At 66.1% G+C, this 15549-nt stretch carries 15 protein-coding genes; 12 read left to right on the top strand and 3 right to left on the bottom strand.

The annotated features are described in order from the left end of the window. Positions 1 to 114: 114 nt before the first annotated feature. Positions 115 to 813: a DUF899 family protein gene (locus BLT60_RS22460; RefSeq protein WP_090880658.1), complete on the top strand. Its 699-nt coding sequence runs from the start codon at positions 115 to 117 to the stop codon at positions 811 to 813. Here the strand turns inward: BLT60_RS22460 and BLT60_RS22455 are convergent. After that, a complete protein-coding gene (locus BLT60_RS22455) occupies positions 810 to 1922 on the bottom strand; it encodes a mannitol dehydrogenase family protein (RefSeq protein WP_090880739.1) in 1113 nt (370 codons plus the stop codon). The two genes, BLT60_RS22460 and BLT60_RS22455, sit on opposite strands and share 4 nt — an antisense overlap. Positions 1923 to 1927: 5 nt before the next feature. Next, entirely contained in the window at positions 1928 to 2947 is a 1020-nt protein-coding gene (locus BLT60_RS22450; protein WP_090880655.1) for a zinc-binding alcohol dehydrogenase family protein, read from the bottom strand. A gap of 209 nt (positions 2948 to 3156) precedes the next feature. Between BLT60_RS22450 and BLT60_RS22445 the strand changes: the two genes are divergently transcribed. The 5 genes from BLT60_RS22445 to BLT60_RS22425 are packed head-to-tail and all read left to right on the top strand — an operon-like array spanning position 3157 to position 8658. Beyond that, positions 3157 to 4179, top strand: a complete 1023-nt coding sequence (locus BLT60_RS22445) for an ABC transporter substrate-binding protein (protein ID WP_090880652.1) — start codon at positions 3157 to 3159, stop codon at positions 4177 to 4179. A gap of 58 nt (positions 4180 to 4237) precedes the next feature. Beyond that, positions 4238 to 5713: a sugar ABC transporter ATP-binding protein gene (locus tag BLT60_RS22440; RefSeq protein WP_090880649.1), complete on the top strand. Its 1476-nt coding sequence runs from the start codon at positions 4238 to 4240 to the stop codon at positions 5711 to 5713. After that, complete coding sequence (locus BLT60_RS22435) at positions 5710 to 6750, top strand: ABC transporter permease (protein WP_090880647.1); 1041 nt, start codon at positions 5710 to 5712, stop codon at positions 6748 to 6750. Before BLT60_RS22440 ends, BLT60_RS22435 begins: the two co-directional genes overlap by 4 nt. After that, positions 6750 to 7697, top strand: a complete 948-nt coding sequence (locus BLT60_RS22430) for an ABC transporter permease (protein WP_090880644.1) — start codon at positions 6750 to 6752, stop codon at positions 7695 to 7697. The genes BLT60_RS22435 and BLT60_RS22430 overlap by 1 nt, the downstream gene beginning before the upstream one ends. 28 nt (positions 7698 to 7725) lie before the next feature. Next, positions 7726 to 8658 carry an SMP-30/gluconolactonase/LRE family protein gene (locus BLT60_RS22425; protein ID WP_090880641.1) on the top strand — a complete coding sequence of 311 codons (933 nt, stop codon included), beginning with the start codon at positions 7726 to 7728 and terminating at the stop codon, positions 8656 to 8658. Here BLT60_RS22425 and BLT60_RS22420 read toward each other — a convergent pair. After that, complete coding sequence (locus tag BLT60_RS22420; RefSeq protein ID WP_175478589.1) at positions 8655 to 9653, bottom strand: acetyltransferase domain-containing protein; 999 nt, start codon at positions 9651 to 9653, stop codon at positions 8655 to 8657. The two genes, BLT60_RS22425 and BLT60_RS22420, sit on opposite strands and share 4 nt — an antisense overlap. 324 nt (positions 9654 to 9977) lie before the next feature. Here BLT60_RS22420 and BLT60_RS22415 point away from each other — a divergent pair, with 324 nt between their 5' ends. The 6 genes from BLT60_RS22415 (at position 9978) to BLT60_RS22390 (ending at position 15545) form a co-directional block, all read left to right on the top strand. Continuing rightward, complete coding sequence (locus tag BLT60_RS22415) at positions 9978 to 10259, top strand: acyl carrier protein (protein WP_090880635.1); 282 nt, start codon at positions 9978 to 9980, stop codon at positions 10257 to 10259. A gap of 9 nt (positions 10260 to 10268) precedes the next feature. Next, a complete protein-coding gene (locus BLT60_RS22410) occupies positions 10269 to 10736 on the top strand; it encodes a 3-hydroxyacyl-ACP dehydratase FabZ family protein (protein WP_090880633.1) in 468 nt (155 codons plus the stop codon). Between the two features lie 47 nt (positions 10737 to 10783). After that, positions 10784 to 11992: a beta-ketoacyl-ACP synthase gene (locus BLT60_RS22405; protein ID WP_090880630.1), complete on the top strand. Its 1209-nt coding sequence runs from the start codon at positions 10784 to 10786 to the stop codon at positions 11990 to 11992. Positions 11993 to 12109: 117 nt separating this feature from the next. After that, positions 12110 to 13381: a beta-ketoacyl-ACP synthase gene (locus BLT60_RS22400; RefSeq protein ID WP_090880627.1), complete on the top strand. Its 1272-nt coding sequence runs from the start codon at positions 12110 to 12112 to the stop codon at positions 13379 to 13381. Between the two features lie 26 nt (positions 13382 to 13407). Beyond that, the gene (locus BLT60_RS22395) at positions 13408 to 14433 is read left to right on the top strand and encodes a zinc-binding dehydrogenase (RefSeq protein ID WP_090880622.1); all 1026 of its coding nucleotides are present in this window, start codon (positions 13408 to 13410) and stop codon (positions 14431 to 14433) included. Next, positions 14430 to 15545: a lipid A biosynthesis lauroyl acyltransferase gene (locus tag BLT60_RS22390; protein ID WP_090880619.1), complete on the top strand. Its 1116-nt coding sequence runs from the start codon at positions 14430 to 14432 to the stop codon at positions 15543 to 15545. The genes BLT60_RS22395 and BLT60_RS22390 overlap by 4 nt, the downstream gene beginning before the upstream one ends. Positions 15546 to 15549 lie beyond the last annotated feature (4 nt).

Raw genomic sequence — 15549 nt, 5'->3', positions numbered from 1 at the left:
CAGCGACGCCATCCTCCTGCGAAGAAACGCTGCGGCCCTGTCGATTTGCACCCTCGTCAAACGACTTGGTCACGAGGACCGTCCGCGTCAGAAACGTCCAGAGGAGGAACCTGAATGTCCGAGACCCTTGTCCCCGCTGCCGAACTCGCCGCCCGTAGCCCCGTCCGCTTTCCGAACGAGAGCGCCGAATACCGCGCCGCGCGCACTGCGCTGTTGGCCGAGGAGATCGAACTGCGCCGCCATCTTGCTCGCGTTGCGGAGCAGCGCCGCGCCTTGCCGCCCGGCGGGCCGGTGATTGGCGATTATCGGTTCCAGGGCGAGGACGGCCCGGTCGATTTCGCCGGCCTTTTCGGCGACCACCGGACGCTTGCTCTCTACAGCTACATGTTCGGGCCGGAGCGCGAGCGCCCTTGTCCGATGTGCACGAACCTGCTCGGCCCGCTGGATGCCAACGCCGCCGACCTCGCCCAGTGGATCTCGCTGGCCGTCGTCGCCCGCTCGCCGATCGAGCGACTCGTTGCGTGGAAGAAGGAGCGCGGATGGAAGCATCTGCGCCTTCTCAGCGATCTCAACGGCAACTACTCGCGTGATTACTTCGGCATCCTGCCGGACGGCTCGGAAATCCCGTCCTTCAACTTTTTCACCCGTCGCGACGGCACGATCCGCCATTTCTGGAGCGAGGAAATGACGCAGGATTCCGCCGACCCGGGTCAGGACCCGCGCGGCGCGCCGGACCTCGCGCCGCTGTGGAATGTCCTCGACGGAACGCCCGACGGCCGCGACCCCGACTGGTACCCGAAGCTCGACTACTAGCTGAGACCCTTCAGCCCCGAATCCCGGATCGCGGTCAGCGTTGGCATCTCGTGGCCGGGCGCTGCTTCCGCCGCGAAGGCGGTGAGGGCGCCGATCCGCGTTGCCTTCTTGGCGGCGTGGTTCATCGCGATGTCGGAGAGGCGGTGGTCGAGGAAGGGGTTCTGGAAGCGCTCCAGCACGGTCGCGCGATAGGCCGGCGCCTCCGTGATGCCGCCGGCGGCAAAGACCGGCAGGATCTCGGTGTCGATGATCGCGTCGAGCCAGGCCCGGACGGCCGGGTCGGCGATCATCTCGCGCACCGTCTCGTCGCCCGGTCGCGCATCGGCCAGCCAGCGCTCGGCGAGGCAGGAATGCGGCAGGTTGAGGAGGAGCAGCTTCAGTCGTGCCGTCACCATCAGGTCGTCGACCGGCCGGACCGCCGGGTGGGTCAGCGGGATGACCAGCCGTTCCTGTTTCTCGATCGCCCACAGCGCATAGGGCTCGGCCACTGCGCCGGCCGGTTCCAGCGCGCCGGAGACGATGCGGTCGACCAGGCTGTTGGCCCATACGCAGTCGGTCGCCATCCACGCGATGAAGGCGTCGGGCAGGCCGGAGCGCCGCGCGATGCCGTCGCAGAGCCCGGCCAGTACCACGCCGTTATTGGTCACCAGTTCGGTCGGAAACAGGGTGAGCGGTTTGCCGCCGGCCCGCCAGCGTGCAGCGAGCAGCTTGGTCAGCTTGGCCGGAAACGAGACCGGCACGCCGTCGTCGATCGTCTCGTCCTCGGGCATCTGGAAGCCGCTGTCGCCGGTGTTCGAGAGCGCGTGGTCGGCCTCGACGAAGACCCGCTCGACCTCGTCCCAGCTGTCGGCCGCCGACAGCCCGCGCACCAGGCAGGTGGTGTATTCGGTCCGCTCGACCGTCTCGCCATTCTCCATCCCGCGCACGAGGATCGGCAGCGGCCGTCCGTCGAAGGCGGCGAGCCGTCCGGCTCGCGCCGCCGAGCCGCTGGTCTGCACCACGGCCACCGGACCGAGGTCCTGCCCGGCCCGCATCGCATCGGAAATGAAAAGGTCGGCATGCGCCTGCAGGAACCGGCTGGTGCCGAACTGGATGATCGGGGTTTTCATGATGCTCACACCGTCACGATGGCCTTGATCGGCGGGGCGTCGGAGGCGAGCCACCCCGGCATCGCCTCCGGCAGTGCGTCGAGCGTGTCGCGATGGGTGTTGATCGCATCCATCGGGATCTTGCCGGCCGCGACCGCGTTCATCACCGTCTCGAAATCCTCCTTCGTCGCGTTGCGGCTGGCGCGGATGGTCATCTCCTTGCGATGGAATTCCGGGTCGTCGAAGGTGATCGATGCCTTGAGCACGCCGACCATGACCAGCGTCCCGCCGCTGGCGACGAAGTCGAAGGAGCGCTCCATCGCCTTGGCGTTGCCGGTGGCGTCGAAGACAAGGTCGTAGCGCTCGCCGCCGGTCAGCCGGTCGACTTCGTCGAGCGCTGAGTCACCGGCCAGGATCGTCTCGCTGAATCCGAGGGTGTCCGCGACCGTCGCAAGCCGTCGCGACGACACGTCCATGACCGCCACATGCCCGTCCGGGCCGCCCGCCAGTGTCGCAAACAGCGCGGTGCCGATGCCGATCGGCCCGGCGCCGACCACCAGCACGCGGCTTCCCGGCGCGATTTCCGAGCGCCGGACCGCATGCGCGCCAATCGCCAGGAACTCGATCATCGCCGCGTCCCTGAGCCCTAAATCCCCGGCAGGATAGAGGTTTTCCTCCGGCACCTGGACCCGCTCGCACATCCCGCCATCGATATGGACGCCGAGAACCTGCAGCGTTGCACAGCAATTGGGCTTGCCCTTCCGGCAGGCAACGCAGGTCCCGCAGGAGAGGTAGGGATTGATCACCACCGGCGTTCCCGGAGGGAGAGAATCGCTTCTTGCCCCCTCGACAACCACGCCGGAAAGCTCGTGGCCCATGATCCGCGGATAGGCGAGAAACGGGTGCAGGCCCTTGTAGATGTGGAAGTCCGTGCCGCAGATGCCGATCGCCTTGATGTCGACCGACACCATGCCCGCCTTCGGCTCCGGCGGATCAATGTCGATCCGCTCCAGCGTCCCGGGCTCGGTGCAGACTATCGCCCTCATCGTCTTCCTCCCTGCCCGGTTGACCCCGGGTTTTGTACGATCAATCAGCCGTTGTCGCCTTGCGCGATCCGCTCGGGCGAAATATTAGCATTAGCTATCTGCGATGCCGCCAACCGGCGGGGTCGACAGTATCGGCCGGAACAGAAGTCGAGGGAAGGTTTCCCCAAAGCGACGCACCGGACGATCATCACAATGGGAGGAAATGTCACATGAAACGCGTTACCGGAATAGTCGCCCTCGCTGCGCTGGGCGCAAGTGTCGCCGCCGGCTCGGCCTTCGCCGACACCTCTGACAAGAAGATCGCCCTGTCGAACAACTACGCCGGCAATTCCTGGCGTCAGGCCATGCTGCGTTCGTGGGAGAAGGTGACCGGTCAGGCCGTCGCCGATGGCGTCGTCGCCGCCGCCGATGCCTTCACCACCGCCGAGAACCAGGTCACGGAACAGGCCGCCCAGATCCAGAACATGATCCTGGAAGGCTATGACGCGATCGTGCTCAACGCCGCCTCGCCCGAGGGTCTGAACGGCGCCGTCAAGGAAGCCTGCGACGCCGGCATCATCGTCGTGTCCTTCGACGGCATTGTCACCGAGCCCTGCGCCTGGCGCGTCGCGGTCGACTTCAAGCAGATGGGCAAGGACGAGGTCCTCTATCTCGCCGAGAAGATGCCCGATGGCGGCAAGCTCCTCGAAATCCGCGGTCTCGCCGGCGTCTTCGTCGATGACGAGATTTCCAGCGGCATTCACGAGGGCGTCGCCGAAAACGCCCAGTTCGAGATCGTCGGTTCGGTGCACGGCGACTGGGCGCAGGACGTTGCCCAGAAGGCGGTTGCCGGCATCCTGCCGTCGCTGCCCGAGGATATCGTCGCGGTTGTCACCCAGGGCGGTGACGGCTACGGCGCGGCGCAGGCCTTCAAGGCCGCCGGTCGCGACACCCCGCTGATCATCATGGGCAACCGTGAGGACGAGCTGAAGTGGTGGAAGGAACAGAAGGACGCCAATGGCTACGAGACCATGTCGGTTTCGATCGCGCCCGGCGTCTCGACGCTCGCCTTCTGGGTCGCCCAGCAGATCCTTGACGGCGCCGATGTGCCGAAGGACCTGACGGTGCCGTTCCTGCGCATCGACCAGGACAACCTCGAGGAGAACCTGGCCAACACCGAGCCGGGTGGCGTTGCCAACACCGAATATTCGCTCGACGATGCGAAGAAGGTCGTCGACGAAGCCAAGATGTGATCTGACGGCCCGGGCGGCGTTCGATTGATCGCCCGCCTGGGCTGCAGATTTTCGGGTTATGTCGGGGACACCTGAGAACATTGTAAGGCTGGACGGCGTCGAAAAGCACTTCGGCGCCGTCCGTGCGCTTGATGGCGTTGACCTCGCCGTCAACGCCGGGGAATGCGTCGGCCTTGTCGGCCACAATGGTGCCGGCAAGTCGACGCTGATGAATGTCCTGTCGGGAACCACCGCGCCGGGCGCCGGGGTCATCTCGTTGCGCGGCGTCGATGTCACCCGGGGCTATTCGGTTGCGACGGCGACCACCGCCGGCATCCGCTGCGTCTTCCAGGAGCTGTCGCTCTGCCCCAACCTGACCGTGGCCGAAAACGCCCGCATCATGCATTCCGCGCTGTCCGGCTTCGGATGGCGCCGTCGGGCCGGCGCCCTGATCATTGATCAGCTCGACCGGATCTTTCCGGGCCATGGCATCGCCGCCGGGGACAATGTCGGCGACCTGTCGATCGCCCGCCGCCAGATGGTCGAGATCGCCCGCGCCTTCTCGGTGACCGACACCGCCGCGGCGCTGGTCATCCTCGACGAGCCGACGTCGTCGCTCGATGCCCATGTCGCCGCGCAGCTGCTCGCCTTCGTTCGCGACTTCGTCGCCGCCGGCGGCTCCTGCATCCTGATTTCACACCTGCTTGGCGAGATCATCGACACCGCCGATCGCATCATCGTCATGCGTGACGGCAAGGTCGTCGCCGAACGCGCCGGCAGCGGCTTCACCCGCGATTCCCTCGTCGCGGCGATGGGCAGCGTCGCCAAGGACGACGCCGCCGGGCGTGCCGCCTTCGCCTCGAAACGCGAGAGCGGCGCACCGCGGGTTCGGGCGAAACCGAAGGCCCAGACCGACGGTCGCGACCTCGTCGCCCATCCCGGCGAGATTGTCGGCCTCGCCGGTCTCGACGGCCACGGCCAGAAGGCGATGCTGCTTGCCATCATGGGCGAGGGCGAGACCGGGCAGGGCGACGTCACGGTAACCGGACCGCTGGCGCTGGTCGCCGGCGACCGTCAGAACGACGGCATCTTTCCGCTGTGGTCGATCGCCCGCAACACCGGCATCCGCTCGCTGCGCGCGCTGCGGACCGGCTTCCTGATCGATCGCAAGAAGGAGGATGCGCTTGCCGAGGAATGGCGCGAGCGCATCGGCATCCGCACGCCCGATGTCCACAACAACATCCTGTCGCTTTCCGGCGGCAACCAGCAGAAGGCGCTGTTTGCCCGGGCGCTCGCCTCCGACGCCGAGACCGTGCTGATGGACGACCCGATGCGCGGCGTCGATGTCGGCACCAAGCAGGAGGTCTATGGCATGATCCGCGAGGAAGCGAAGGGCGGCCGCACCTTCATCTGGTACACGACCGAGATGGATGAACTCGACCACTGCGACCACGTCTATGTCTTCCGGGACGGCCGCATCGTCGCGGATCTGCCGCGCAGCGAACTGACCGAGGAAAAGGTGCTGCATTCCTCCTTCGAGGAGGCCAAGTCATGAGCCACGCACCGACCGCCGATACCGGCGAAAGCCTGTTCGCCAGGCTTACCTCGCCCCGGGTCCTGCGCTCGATCCTGCCGGCGTTTTCGCTGGTGGTGATCCTGCTGGCGATCTTCTACCTGCAGCCACGGGCGATGAGCCCGATCGGCCTCAAGCTTCTGTTCAATCTCTCGGTGCCGATCGCGCTGGCGACCATCGCCCAGATGTTCGTCCTCTGCGTCAATGACCTCGACCTGTCGATCGGCGCCTATGTCGGCTTCGTCGTCGCCGTCGGCGCCACCATGCTCGACGGTGGCATCGCCGCCCTGCCGGCGCTGGAGGGCATGCTGCCTGATCCGGTGCCGTGGATCCTGACCACGCCGATCTCCGGCGTTATCGTCCTCGCCGCCGGCATCGGCGTCTATGCGCTGCTGGGCGCGCTGATCTACATCCGCGACCTGCCGTCGATCGTCGTCACCCTCGGCATGTCCTTTGTCTGGGCCGGCCTCGCCGTCCTCGTCCTGCCGACGCCCGGCGGCAGCGCGCCGGCTTTCGTCCGGGCCGTGATGACCCTGTCGACGCCGGTGGTTCCCTTCGCCATCGTCGCGCTGGTGATCATCGCCATCGTCGTTCATTTCGGCCTGATGCGGACGGCCTATGGGGCGGTGATCCGCGGCGCCGGTGGCAATCCGCGTTCGGTCGCCCGCGCCGGCTGGTCGCTGCTCAAGATCAAGATGGTCAGCTTTGCCCTGGCCGGGTTCTTCGGCATGCTGGCCGGGCTGGCGCTGCTCGGCCTGACGACGGCCGGAGACGCCAATATCGCCGTCCGCTACACGCTTCTGTCGATTGCCGGGGCGATCCTCGGCGGCAGCGAGTTCGTCGGCGGCCGGGTGTCGCCGATCGGCGCGGTGATCGGCGCTGCGACGCTGACGCTCGCCAATTCCTTTCTCACCTTCCTCAAGCTCAATCCGGATTTCCAGATCGGCGCCCAGGGAGCGATCCTGATCATCATCCTGGCGTTGCGCGTTCTCATCAACCGGGCCGAGGCGCGCCGCTGATGTCGTCGATCAGGCAGATTTTCGAGAAGCCCTGGATCTGGGCTTTCGTCGCGGCGATCGGCGTCTGGATCGCCACCATCACCTTTACCCAGGGCCAGGGCGCCGGCGGCGTGCTGACCGCCGCCTTTTCCTTCGCCACTTTCTCGGTGATCGTCGCGCTTGGCCAGATGATGGTGATCACGCTTGGACCGGGCAACGTCGACCTGTCGATCCCCGCCACCATGACGCTTGCCGGCACGGTCGCCACGAAGGTCATGGCGACGCAGGATTCGATGATCATCTTCGGGCTGCTGGTGGCGCTCGGCGTCGGTCTCGGCGTCGGGCTGGTCAATTACGGCCTGATCCGGTTGCTGAGAATCCCGCCGATCATCGCCACCCTGTCGTCGAGCTTCCTCTTCCAGTCGGCGGCGATCTGGTACAATCGCGGCCTGCGCATTAAGCCGCCGCCGCTGCTCGCCGATTTCGCCACCTCCACCGTCTGGGGCGTGCCGGTGCTGGCGATCTTCATCATCGTCCTGTCGGTGGCGATCCACATCGCCTTGCACCGCACCGTCTACGGGCGATCGGTGACGGCGATCGGACAGAACATGCGGGCTGCCAGCCTCGCCGGCATCAATGTCAATCGCGTCCGCTTCCTGACCTACATTCTCTGCGCCGTCTTCGCCGCCCTCAACGGCTTCTTCTTCTCGGCCTTTTCGGGCGGCGCGGCGTTGAACATGGGCCAGACCTACCTGCTCAATTCGATCGCCGTCGTGGTGATCGGCGGCACCTCGGTCGCCGGCGGCTTTGCCAATGTGCCTGGCCTGTGGGGCGCGGCCTTGTTCCTGTTCCTGGTCGAGGCCATGCTCAACACCTACGGGCTTGGCGCCGGTATTCGCCTGCTCCTGACCGGACTGATCATCGTCGGCGTCATCACCGCCGCCGGCGGACAGAAGACGGCCCGTTAAGGGCAAGAACACTAGGAGGAAAACCAAGATGGCACTCGTTGGACCCGACGCCGAACACTACGACAAGCGCTTCACCTGGCTGATCAACGGCACCTGCAAGAAAGACGTGATCTTCGACGATTGCCGCTGGTCGGAAGGGCCGGTCTGGTTCCGCGACGGCAACTTTCTGGTCTGGAGTGACATCCCTAACAACCGGATGCTGCGCTGGGTGCCGGACGCCATCGGCGGCAGCGGAAGCGTCAGCGTTTTCCGAGCCGATTCCAACTATGCCAACGGCAATACGCGCGACCGCGAGGGCCGGCTGATGAGCTGCGAGCATGGCGCGCGCCGCGTGACGCGGACCGAGGTCGATGGCTCGATCACGGTTATCGCCGACAGCTACAAGGGCAAGCGGCTCAACTCGCCGAATGACGTCGTCGTCAAGTCGGATGGCACTATCTGGTTCACCGATCCCAACTACGGGATCATGAGCGACTACGAGGGCCACAAGGGCGAGGTCGAGCAAGATGGCTGCTTCGTCTTCCGCTTCGATCCCAGGTCGGGCGAACTCGCCGTGGTCGCCGACGATTTCGACAAGCCGAACGGGCTCGCCTTCTCGCCGGACGAGTCAGAGCTCTATGTGGCCGACTCGGCCTCGGCCCACGAGCCGGAAAAGCCACGCCACATCCGCGCCTTCAAGGTTAACGCCGACAACACGCTGTCCGGCGGCGAGGCGCGTTTCGTTCTCAAGCAAGGCTTCCCCGACGGGTTCCGGGTCGATACCGACGGCAATGTCTGGACCAGCGCCGGCGCCGGTGTCGATGTCTTCAGCCCGGAAGGCGAAGTCCTCGGCCGGATCAATTTTCCGCAGGGCGTGTCGAACCTGGTCTTCGGCGGCCCGAAGAAAAACCGGCTCTTCGTAACCTGCACACAGGAAGTCTATTCGGTCTACGTCACCGCGACCGGCGCGCAGGTTCCCTAGACCCCCTCGGAAACGTCCGGAGGCAGGTGCTTCGCCCGGCATTCGGCGAGGATCACCTGCCACCGGTCGAGCTGGGCCTCGCTGAGCTGGCGCTGCCCGGCCGAGACGAGGATACCCTCCTCGGCGCTGAGCGCAGTGACGATACAGCGCGAATAGGCGTCGCAGGCGCCCTGCTCGTAGCCGGCAAGGGCACAGCTCGCGTCATATTCGGCGCGAAGCTGCGCCGCCAGCGCGGCTTCGCTCGGGCCGATCAACGGCGCTGCGACCATCAGGATGCCGATCAGGATCGGCTGGTGGATCAGGTAGATCGACAGGCTCCATCGACCCGCCAGGGCAAGGAAACGCGCGACGGCGCCTTCGCCGCGCCACTGCCATAGCGGCCAGTCGAGGTGGGCAAGGACGAACCGCCCAGCCGCGACGCCGGCAAGCACGACGCCGAACCACGGGAAGATCGGCACGAAGTCGACGGTGATCGGCGGATCGGTGGCGAGGCCGAGCCAGTACCACCAGTAGGAGTTGAAGATCGGGCTGGCGAGGACATGCGGCCCGACCAGGAAAAAGACGGCCACGACCAGGGTCAGCCAGACCGGCGCCCGCAGGAAGGGAAGGGCGAGGATGCTGGTCAGCGCAATGGCGTGCAGGATGCCGAAGAACACGAAGGAGTCCGGCTGGAACCAGTAGGTCCCGGCGCTCACCACCGCCGCTGCGGCGATAATGATCGCCAGCCGCCGGAGGTAAGGGCCGGTCCGGAAGCCGTTGCGTGACGCCAGGACGAGGTTGAAACCGACCAGGGCGAGGAAGGTCCCGGCAATCAGTCGGGCGAAAATCTTCCAACCGACATCGGTCGAGACATCGACCGCGATCAGGCTGTTGGCCGAGAGGTCCCACGCCAAGTGGTAGACGACCATCGCCAGGATCGCGATTCCCCGGGCAACGTCGATCGCCGCGAGCCGGAACGATCGCCCGGTAGCTTGGGATCCGGTTACTGAAACCACAGGGAATGCCTCTTCTGACTGGGCGCATTGTCTCGCGACCGGCCTTTGTCGCGCAACCAGCATGCTGTGTCACGGTGGACAGGAGAGGGGAAGGGCGGTATTGCCCTTGCCGGCACGGCGCCGCGCGAATGCGGCCGCCGTTTGTGCGTTGCACGATATCGTCAGGCGGTCGGGGCGTACCCGCGATGCGGCCGTGGCGGAAAAGTGAGCCGTCGTAGCCGGGCCTGGGAAGCAGGCCGCGGCCCGGCGGGGGGCTTTTTATGCTTGGAATCGCCGGCGCGCGGCGTTAGATGGCTTGAATCAGCAAGGGATCGTCAAAGTCACATGTCCTCGACATTCGATGTGGTTTCCAAGGTCATTTCCGAGACCAGCGAGATTCCACAGGATCAGATCACGCCGGAATCGCATGCAATCGACGATCTGGGCATCGATAGCCTCGATTTCCTCGACATCGTTTTCGCCCTCGACAAGAAATTCGGGATCAAGATCCCGCTCGAATCATGGACCGAAGAGGTCAATGAAGGGCGGGCTTCGGTCGATGATTATTTCGTCCTGAAGAATCTCTGCGCCCGCATCGACGAACTCGTCGCTGCCAAGGACGCCTGACCGGACGCCATGCGCCTCGAATACTTCGATATCATCGACAGCGTCGACGTCTTCGACCTTGAGAAGGGTCACGTCGAGGCAACGTCGACCATTCCGGACGAAAGCCCGGTCTTCGAAGGGCATTTCCCCGGCTATCCGATCATGCCGGGCGTGCTTCTGCTCGAGATGATGAATCACACGGCCGGCTACCTGCTTCTTGGCATGAACAATTTCGGCCGGCTGCCGTTTTTCGCCGGTGCCAAGAAGGTCAAGATCCGGAGCTTCGCCCTGCCCGGCATGGTGATGAAATCGACCTGCGACCTCGTTCATGATGGTTCGGGCTTCAGCATCACCCGCAATTCGATCCACATCGACGGCAAGCTCATCGCCGACGCCGAGTTGACGATGATGCTGATGGACTTCCCGAGCCCGGAACTTCCGGTTCTCGTTCGCGAACGCGCGCGTCGGCACGGCGTCGAGATGGGGATGATGTCTTGATCATAATCCACCGTCCGGCGAAGCGCTTGCGTGCAAGGGTAGGGTAAATGACGCGCGAGGTCTGGATCACCGGCATCGGCATGACGTCCAGCCTCGGCGAGGGTCTGGACGCCCATTGGCAGGCGATGGCCGAGGCCGAGCATCCCACCCCGGTGATCGACAAGACCACCTTCGCGCCCTATCCGGTCCATCCGATGGTGCCGCTCGATTTCTCGCAGCAGATTCCGAAGGGCGGCGATCGCCGCCAGATGGAGAACTGGCAGCGCGTCGGCACCTACACCGCGGGCCTGGCGCTGGACGACGCCGGTATCGCCGGCAATCTCGAACTCTTGTCCAACACCAACATGGTCGTCGCCGCCGCCGGTGGCGAACGCGATCTGGCGGTCGACCAGACGATCCTCGAAGGCGTTGGCGCTGCCGAATCGCCGGAAGAGTTCATCAACGAGCGGCTGTCTAACGACCTCCGCCCGACGCTGTTTCTTGCCCAGCTTCCCAATCTCGTCGCCGGCAACATCGCCATCGTCCACAAGGTGACCGGCTCCTCCCGCACCTTCATGGGCGAGGAACTGGCCAGCGTCAGCGCCGTGGAAATCGCCGCGCGCCGCATTCGCGCCGACCAGGGCGACATCTTCCTGGCCGGTGGTGCCATCATCGCCGAGCGCAAGGACGTGCTTCTGGTGATGTCCGGCGCCGGCTGGGCTTGGACCGGCGAGCCGGCCTCGGTCTGGGCGCGGCCCGAGAAGGGCGGCGGCATCATTCTCGGTTCGGTCGGTACCTTCCTGGTGCTGGAAGCGCGCGAGCATGCCGAGGCCCGTGGCGCCAAGCCTTATGCGCGGCTCGGCACGGTGCTGTCCGGCCGCAGCCGCCGCGAGCCCGGCCAGGCCGCCGAAATCGCCGCCGAGCAGTTCGCCGCGATCCGCAAGGAAGCCGGCGACCGCCGTCTCGCCATGCTGACCAGCGCCTCCGGCCTGTCGCCGCTGACCCAGGAAGAGCAGGGCTTTCTCGCCGGATTGATCGCCCGCGGCGAGCTGGATACGGTGCGGGCCGTGCCGAACATGCTGGGCACCAGCGTCGAGGCGACGTTCCCGTCGATGGTTGGCCTGGCGGCGCTCGCCCTGTCGCGCAAGGGCTTCTACCGGCCTGCCGACGACACCGGCTTCGAGACGCCGGTGACGGAGGCCCCGACCGCCATAGCCGTCAATTCGTGGGGCAACTGGCGCGGCGAGGGCATGGGTCTGGTCGAGGCGATCGACTAGGATCCGGCGAGCCGGGACTGCCGCGCGCGGCCCCGGGCAGGAAGTGAAGCGGTTGAAGCAAGCCGAAGCGGACCCACTTGTGGGGTCTGGTTTCTTCGACAGAGGACGGAGTTTGAAATGGCTCTTCGTGACAAGCGTGATCGCCCGGTGGTCGCCGTCACCGGAATGGGCGTCGTGTCTTCTCTCGGCACCGGCCTCGAGGACAACTGGACGGCGCTGGTCGCCGGTCGCTCGGGGATCAAGGAGATCACCCGTTTCCCGACGACGCATCTGCGCACCACCTTCGCCGGCACCGTCGATTTTCCGGAGGTCGATCCGCGCGATCTCAAGCTGACCATCGGTGAACTTGCCATCGACGAAGCGGTCCGCATGTCCGGCATCGGCAAGCCCGGCGACTTCCCCGGCCCGCTCTTCACCGCCATTCCGCCGGTCGAACTCGGCTGGCCGGCCCGCCGCCGCCTCTACGAGGCTGTCGGCCCGGAAGCCGGCGAAGACGCCTATGACCGCATGTGCCGTGCCGCCGGTCAGGCCAACGATCGCGAGGAATTCGAGCGCTCGATGTATGGCTATGTGTCGGAGAAGCTCGCCGACCGCTTCGGCACCAAGGGCGCCCCGATTTCGCTGACCACCGCCTGCGCTTCTGGCGCGACGGCCATCCAGCTCGGCGTCGAGGCGATCCGTCGCGGCGAGACCGAGGCGGCGCTGTGCGTCGGTACCGATTGCTCGGTGACCGCCGAGGAGATTGTCCGCTTCTCGCTGCTGTCGGCGCTGTCCTCCTACAAGGGCCCGCCCGAGGAAGCCGCCAAGCCCTTCTCCAAGAACCGCGACGGTTTCGTCATCGCCGAGGGCTCCGCCGCCCTGGTGCTCGAGGACTACGACGTTGCCAAGGCGCGCGGCGCCCGGATCCTCGCCGTCATTCGCGGCGCGGCCGACAAGAATGACGATTTCCACCGTACCCGGTCCAAGCCGGACGGTTCGGCGGTGATTGGTGCGCTGCGGGCGACCTTCGAGGACGCCGCCATGCACCCCGACGAGATCAACTATATCAACGCCCACGGCACCGGCACGCCCGAGAACGACCGGATGGAAGCCTTCTCGCTCGACAAGGTCTTCGGCGAGCGCCTGCGCAACGTCCCGATCAGTTCCAACAAGTCGATGCTCGGCCACACGCTGACCTCGTCGGGCGCGCTTGAAGCAGTCATCTCCATCAAGACCATGCATGCCGGCGTCATCCCGCCGACCATCAACTACAAGGTCCCCGATCCCGATATTACCCTCGATGTTGTGCCGAACGTGGCGCGTGAGGGCAATGTCTCGGTGGTCCTGTCGAATTCCTTCGGCTTCGGCGGCCAGAATGCCTGCCTGATCATCGCGGCCGAGCCCGCTTAACCCCAACAACAACGGTCGACAGTCGCGTGCGCGCCCTCCAAGTCCTCGACAGCCGCCAGGTCGCGGCCGTCGATCTGCCCGAACCGCCACCGCCGGGACCCGGCGAGGTCCAGGTCCGCATTGGCGCGGTCGCGCTCAATCACATCGACGTCTGGGGCTGGCGCGGCATGGCCTTCGCCAAGCGCAAGCTGCCCATCGTCGTCGGTGTCGAGGCAGCCGGCACCGTCGCCGCGGTCGGTGACGGCGTCGAGGGGCTGGCGCCCGGTCAACTGGTGGCGATTTTCGGCGCCGAGACCTGCGGCACCTGTCCTGCCTGTCGCGCCGGCAAGGAAAACCTCTGCGAGAATGTCGGCGGCATCCGCGGCTTCCATATCGACGGCCTCGCCCGCGAATTGGTCAACCTGCCGGCGCGCCTGGCGATCCCCGCGCCCGACGGCGTCGATGTGGTCGCTGCCGCCTGCGCCCCGGTCACCATCGGCACGCCGCAGCACATGCTATTCGACAATGCCAGGCTGGAGGGGGGCCAGACGATCCTCATCCAGGCCGGCGGCAGCGGCATCGGCACCGCCGCCATCCAGCTCGCCAAGGCGGTCGGCGCGACGGTGATCACCACGGTCGGCAGCGACGACAAGATCGAGAAGGCCAAGGCGCTCGGCGCCGACCACGTCATCAACTACCGCGAGGACCGCTTCGAAAGCCTGGTCCGCAAGATCACCAAGAAGCGCGGCGTTGATGTCGTCTTCGAACATGTCGGCGTCGATACCTTCGCCAAGAGCATGTTCTGCCTGAAGCGCGGCGGGACGCTGGTCACCTGCGGCTCGACCACCGGAATCAATTGTGAAATCAATCTCTTCCAGCTCTATCAGCAGCAACTTCGGCTGATCGGCAGCTTCGGCTGCTCGGTCCGCAACCTCAAGGAAACGCTGGACAAGCTCGCCTCCGGCGTCGTCAGGCCGGTTGTCGATACGATGACCGATCTCGACGGCATCGACGAGGCGCTCGCCCGGCTGGAATCGCGGCAGGTCTTCGGCAAGATCATCGTGACGTTGTGAGCGACGGGTCGAAAGCGAAAAACCCCAGGGCTGGTTCCCGCAAGCACAAGACGCCCCGCACCGACGAGGAGCGGCGCGCGCGCCGCCGGCGCAAGCGCGAACGGCGCGACAAGCACTCGGCCGCCAGGCAAGCCCGGCGCGCCGCCCGCAAGGCCGCCAAGCAGAAGCGCCGCGATACGGCGCTGCGACGGGCCGGCACGTCGGACTTCCTTCAGCGCCGCATGGCCGGCCTCATGCGCTTCCTGTTCAACTGGGCGCAGGCGGTCGGCCGGCTGCGGGCCTCCCGGATCGCCGCCCGCGTGACGCGCGTCTTCGGCCGCCTCTCGAAGGAAAACAAGCTCGGCGCCGCCAATATCGCCGCCGCCTACCCCGACAAGAGCGAGGCGGAGCGCGCCGCGATCCTCTCGGAAGTCTGGGACAACCTCGCCGCCCAGGCGATCGAATACGCCTTCCTACAGGACCTCGTCGCCGACTTCGATCCCGAGAACATGCAGGACGGGCCGGTCGAGGTCGTCGGCATCGAACACATCCACGCGCTGCGCGACAGCGGCAAGGCCGGCATCATTTTCGGTGCCCATATCGGCAACTGGGAACTGGTCGCGGCGATCGGCGCCAGGCTCGGCCTGCCGGTGGTCGCGCCCTACCGTCCGCCGACCAATCCCTACATCGCCGCGGAGATGGAAAAGCGCCGCAGCGCCTTCGTCGAGGATCTGGTCGTTTCGGGGCCGGGCACCGCGCGGCAGGTCGCCCGGGCGCTTGCCAAGGGCAATCATATCGGCGTCCTCGTCGATCAGCGCATTGCCGAAGGTCAGGCCATCCCCTTCTTCGGTCGGATGTCGCTCAGCAACCCGGTCGTCGGCGTCATGGCCCGGCTGTTCGACTGCCCGGTGCATGGTTCCTTCTCGGTGCGCCTGCCCGACGGCCGCTTCCACGTGACGATGACGCCGCCGCTGGCGCTGCCCCGCGATGCCAAGGGCCGCGTCGACGCGGAAGGCGCCAATGTCGTCGTCCATGGCATGGTCGAGCAATGGGTGCGGTCGGCGCCGGGGCAATGGCTGTGGCTGCACGACCGCTGGCGCTACGGACGCCGCAAGCACAACAAGCAGTTCTAGGGCA

The sequence above is a fragment of the Bauldia litoralis genome (assembly GCF_900104485.1).
In the GTDB taxonomy this organism is placed as follows: Bacteria; Pseudomonadota; Alphaproteobacteria; order Rhizobiales; family Kaistiaceae; genus Bauldia; species Bauldia litoralis.
Note: the sequence above shows the minus strand (reverse complement) of the source record. Positions and strands in the feature narration are given on the sequence as shown.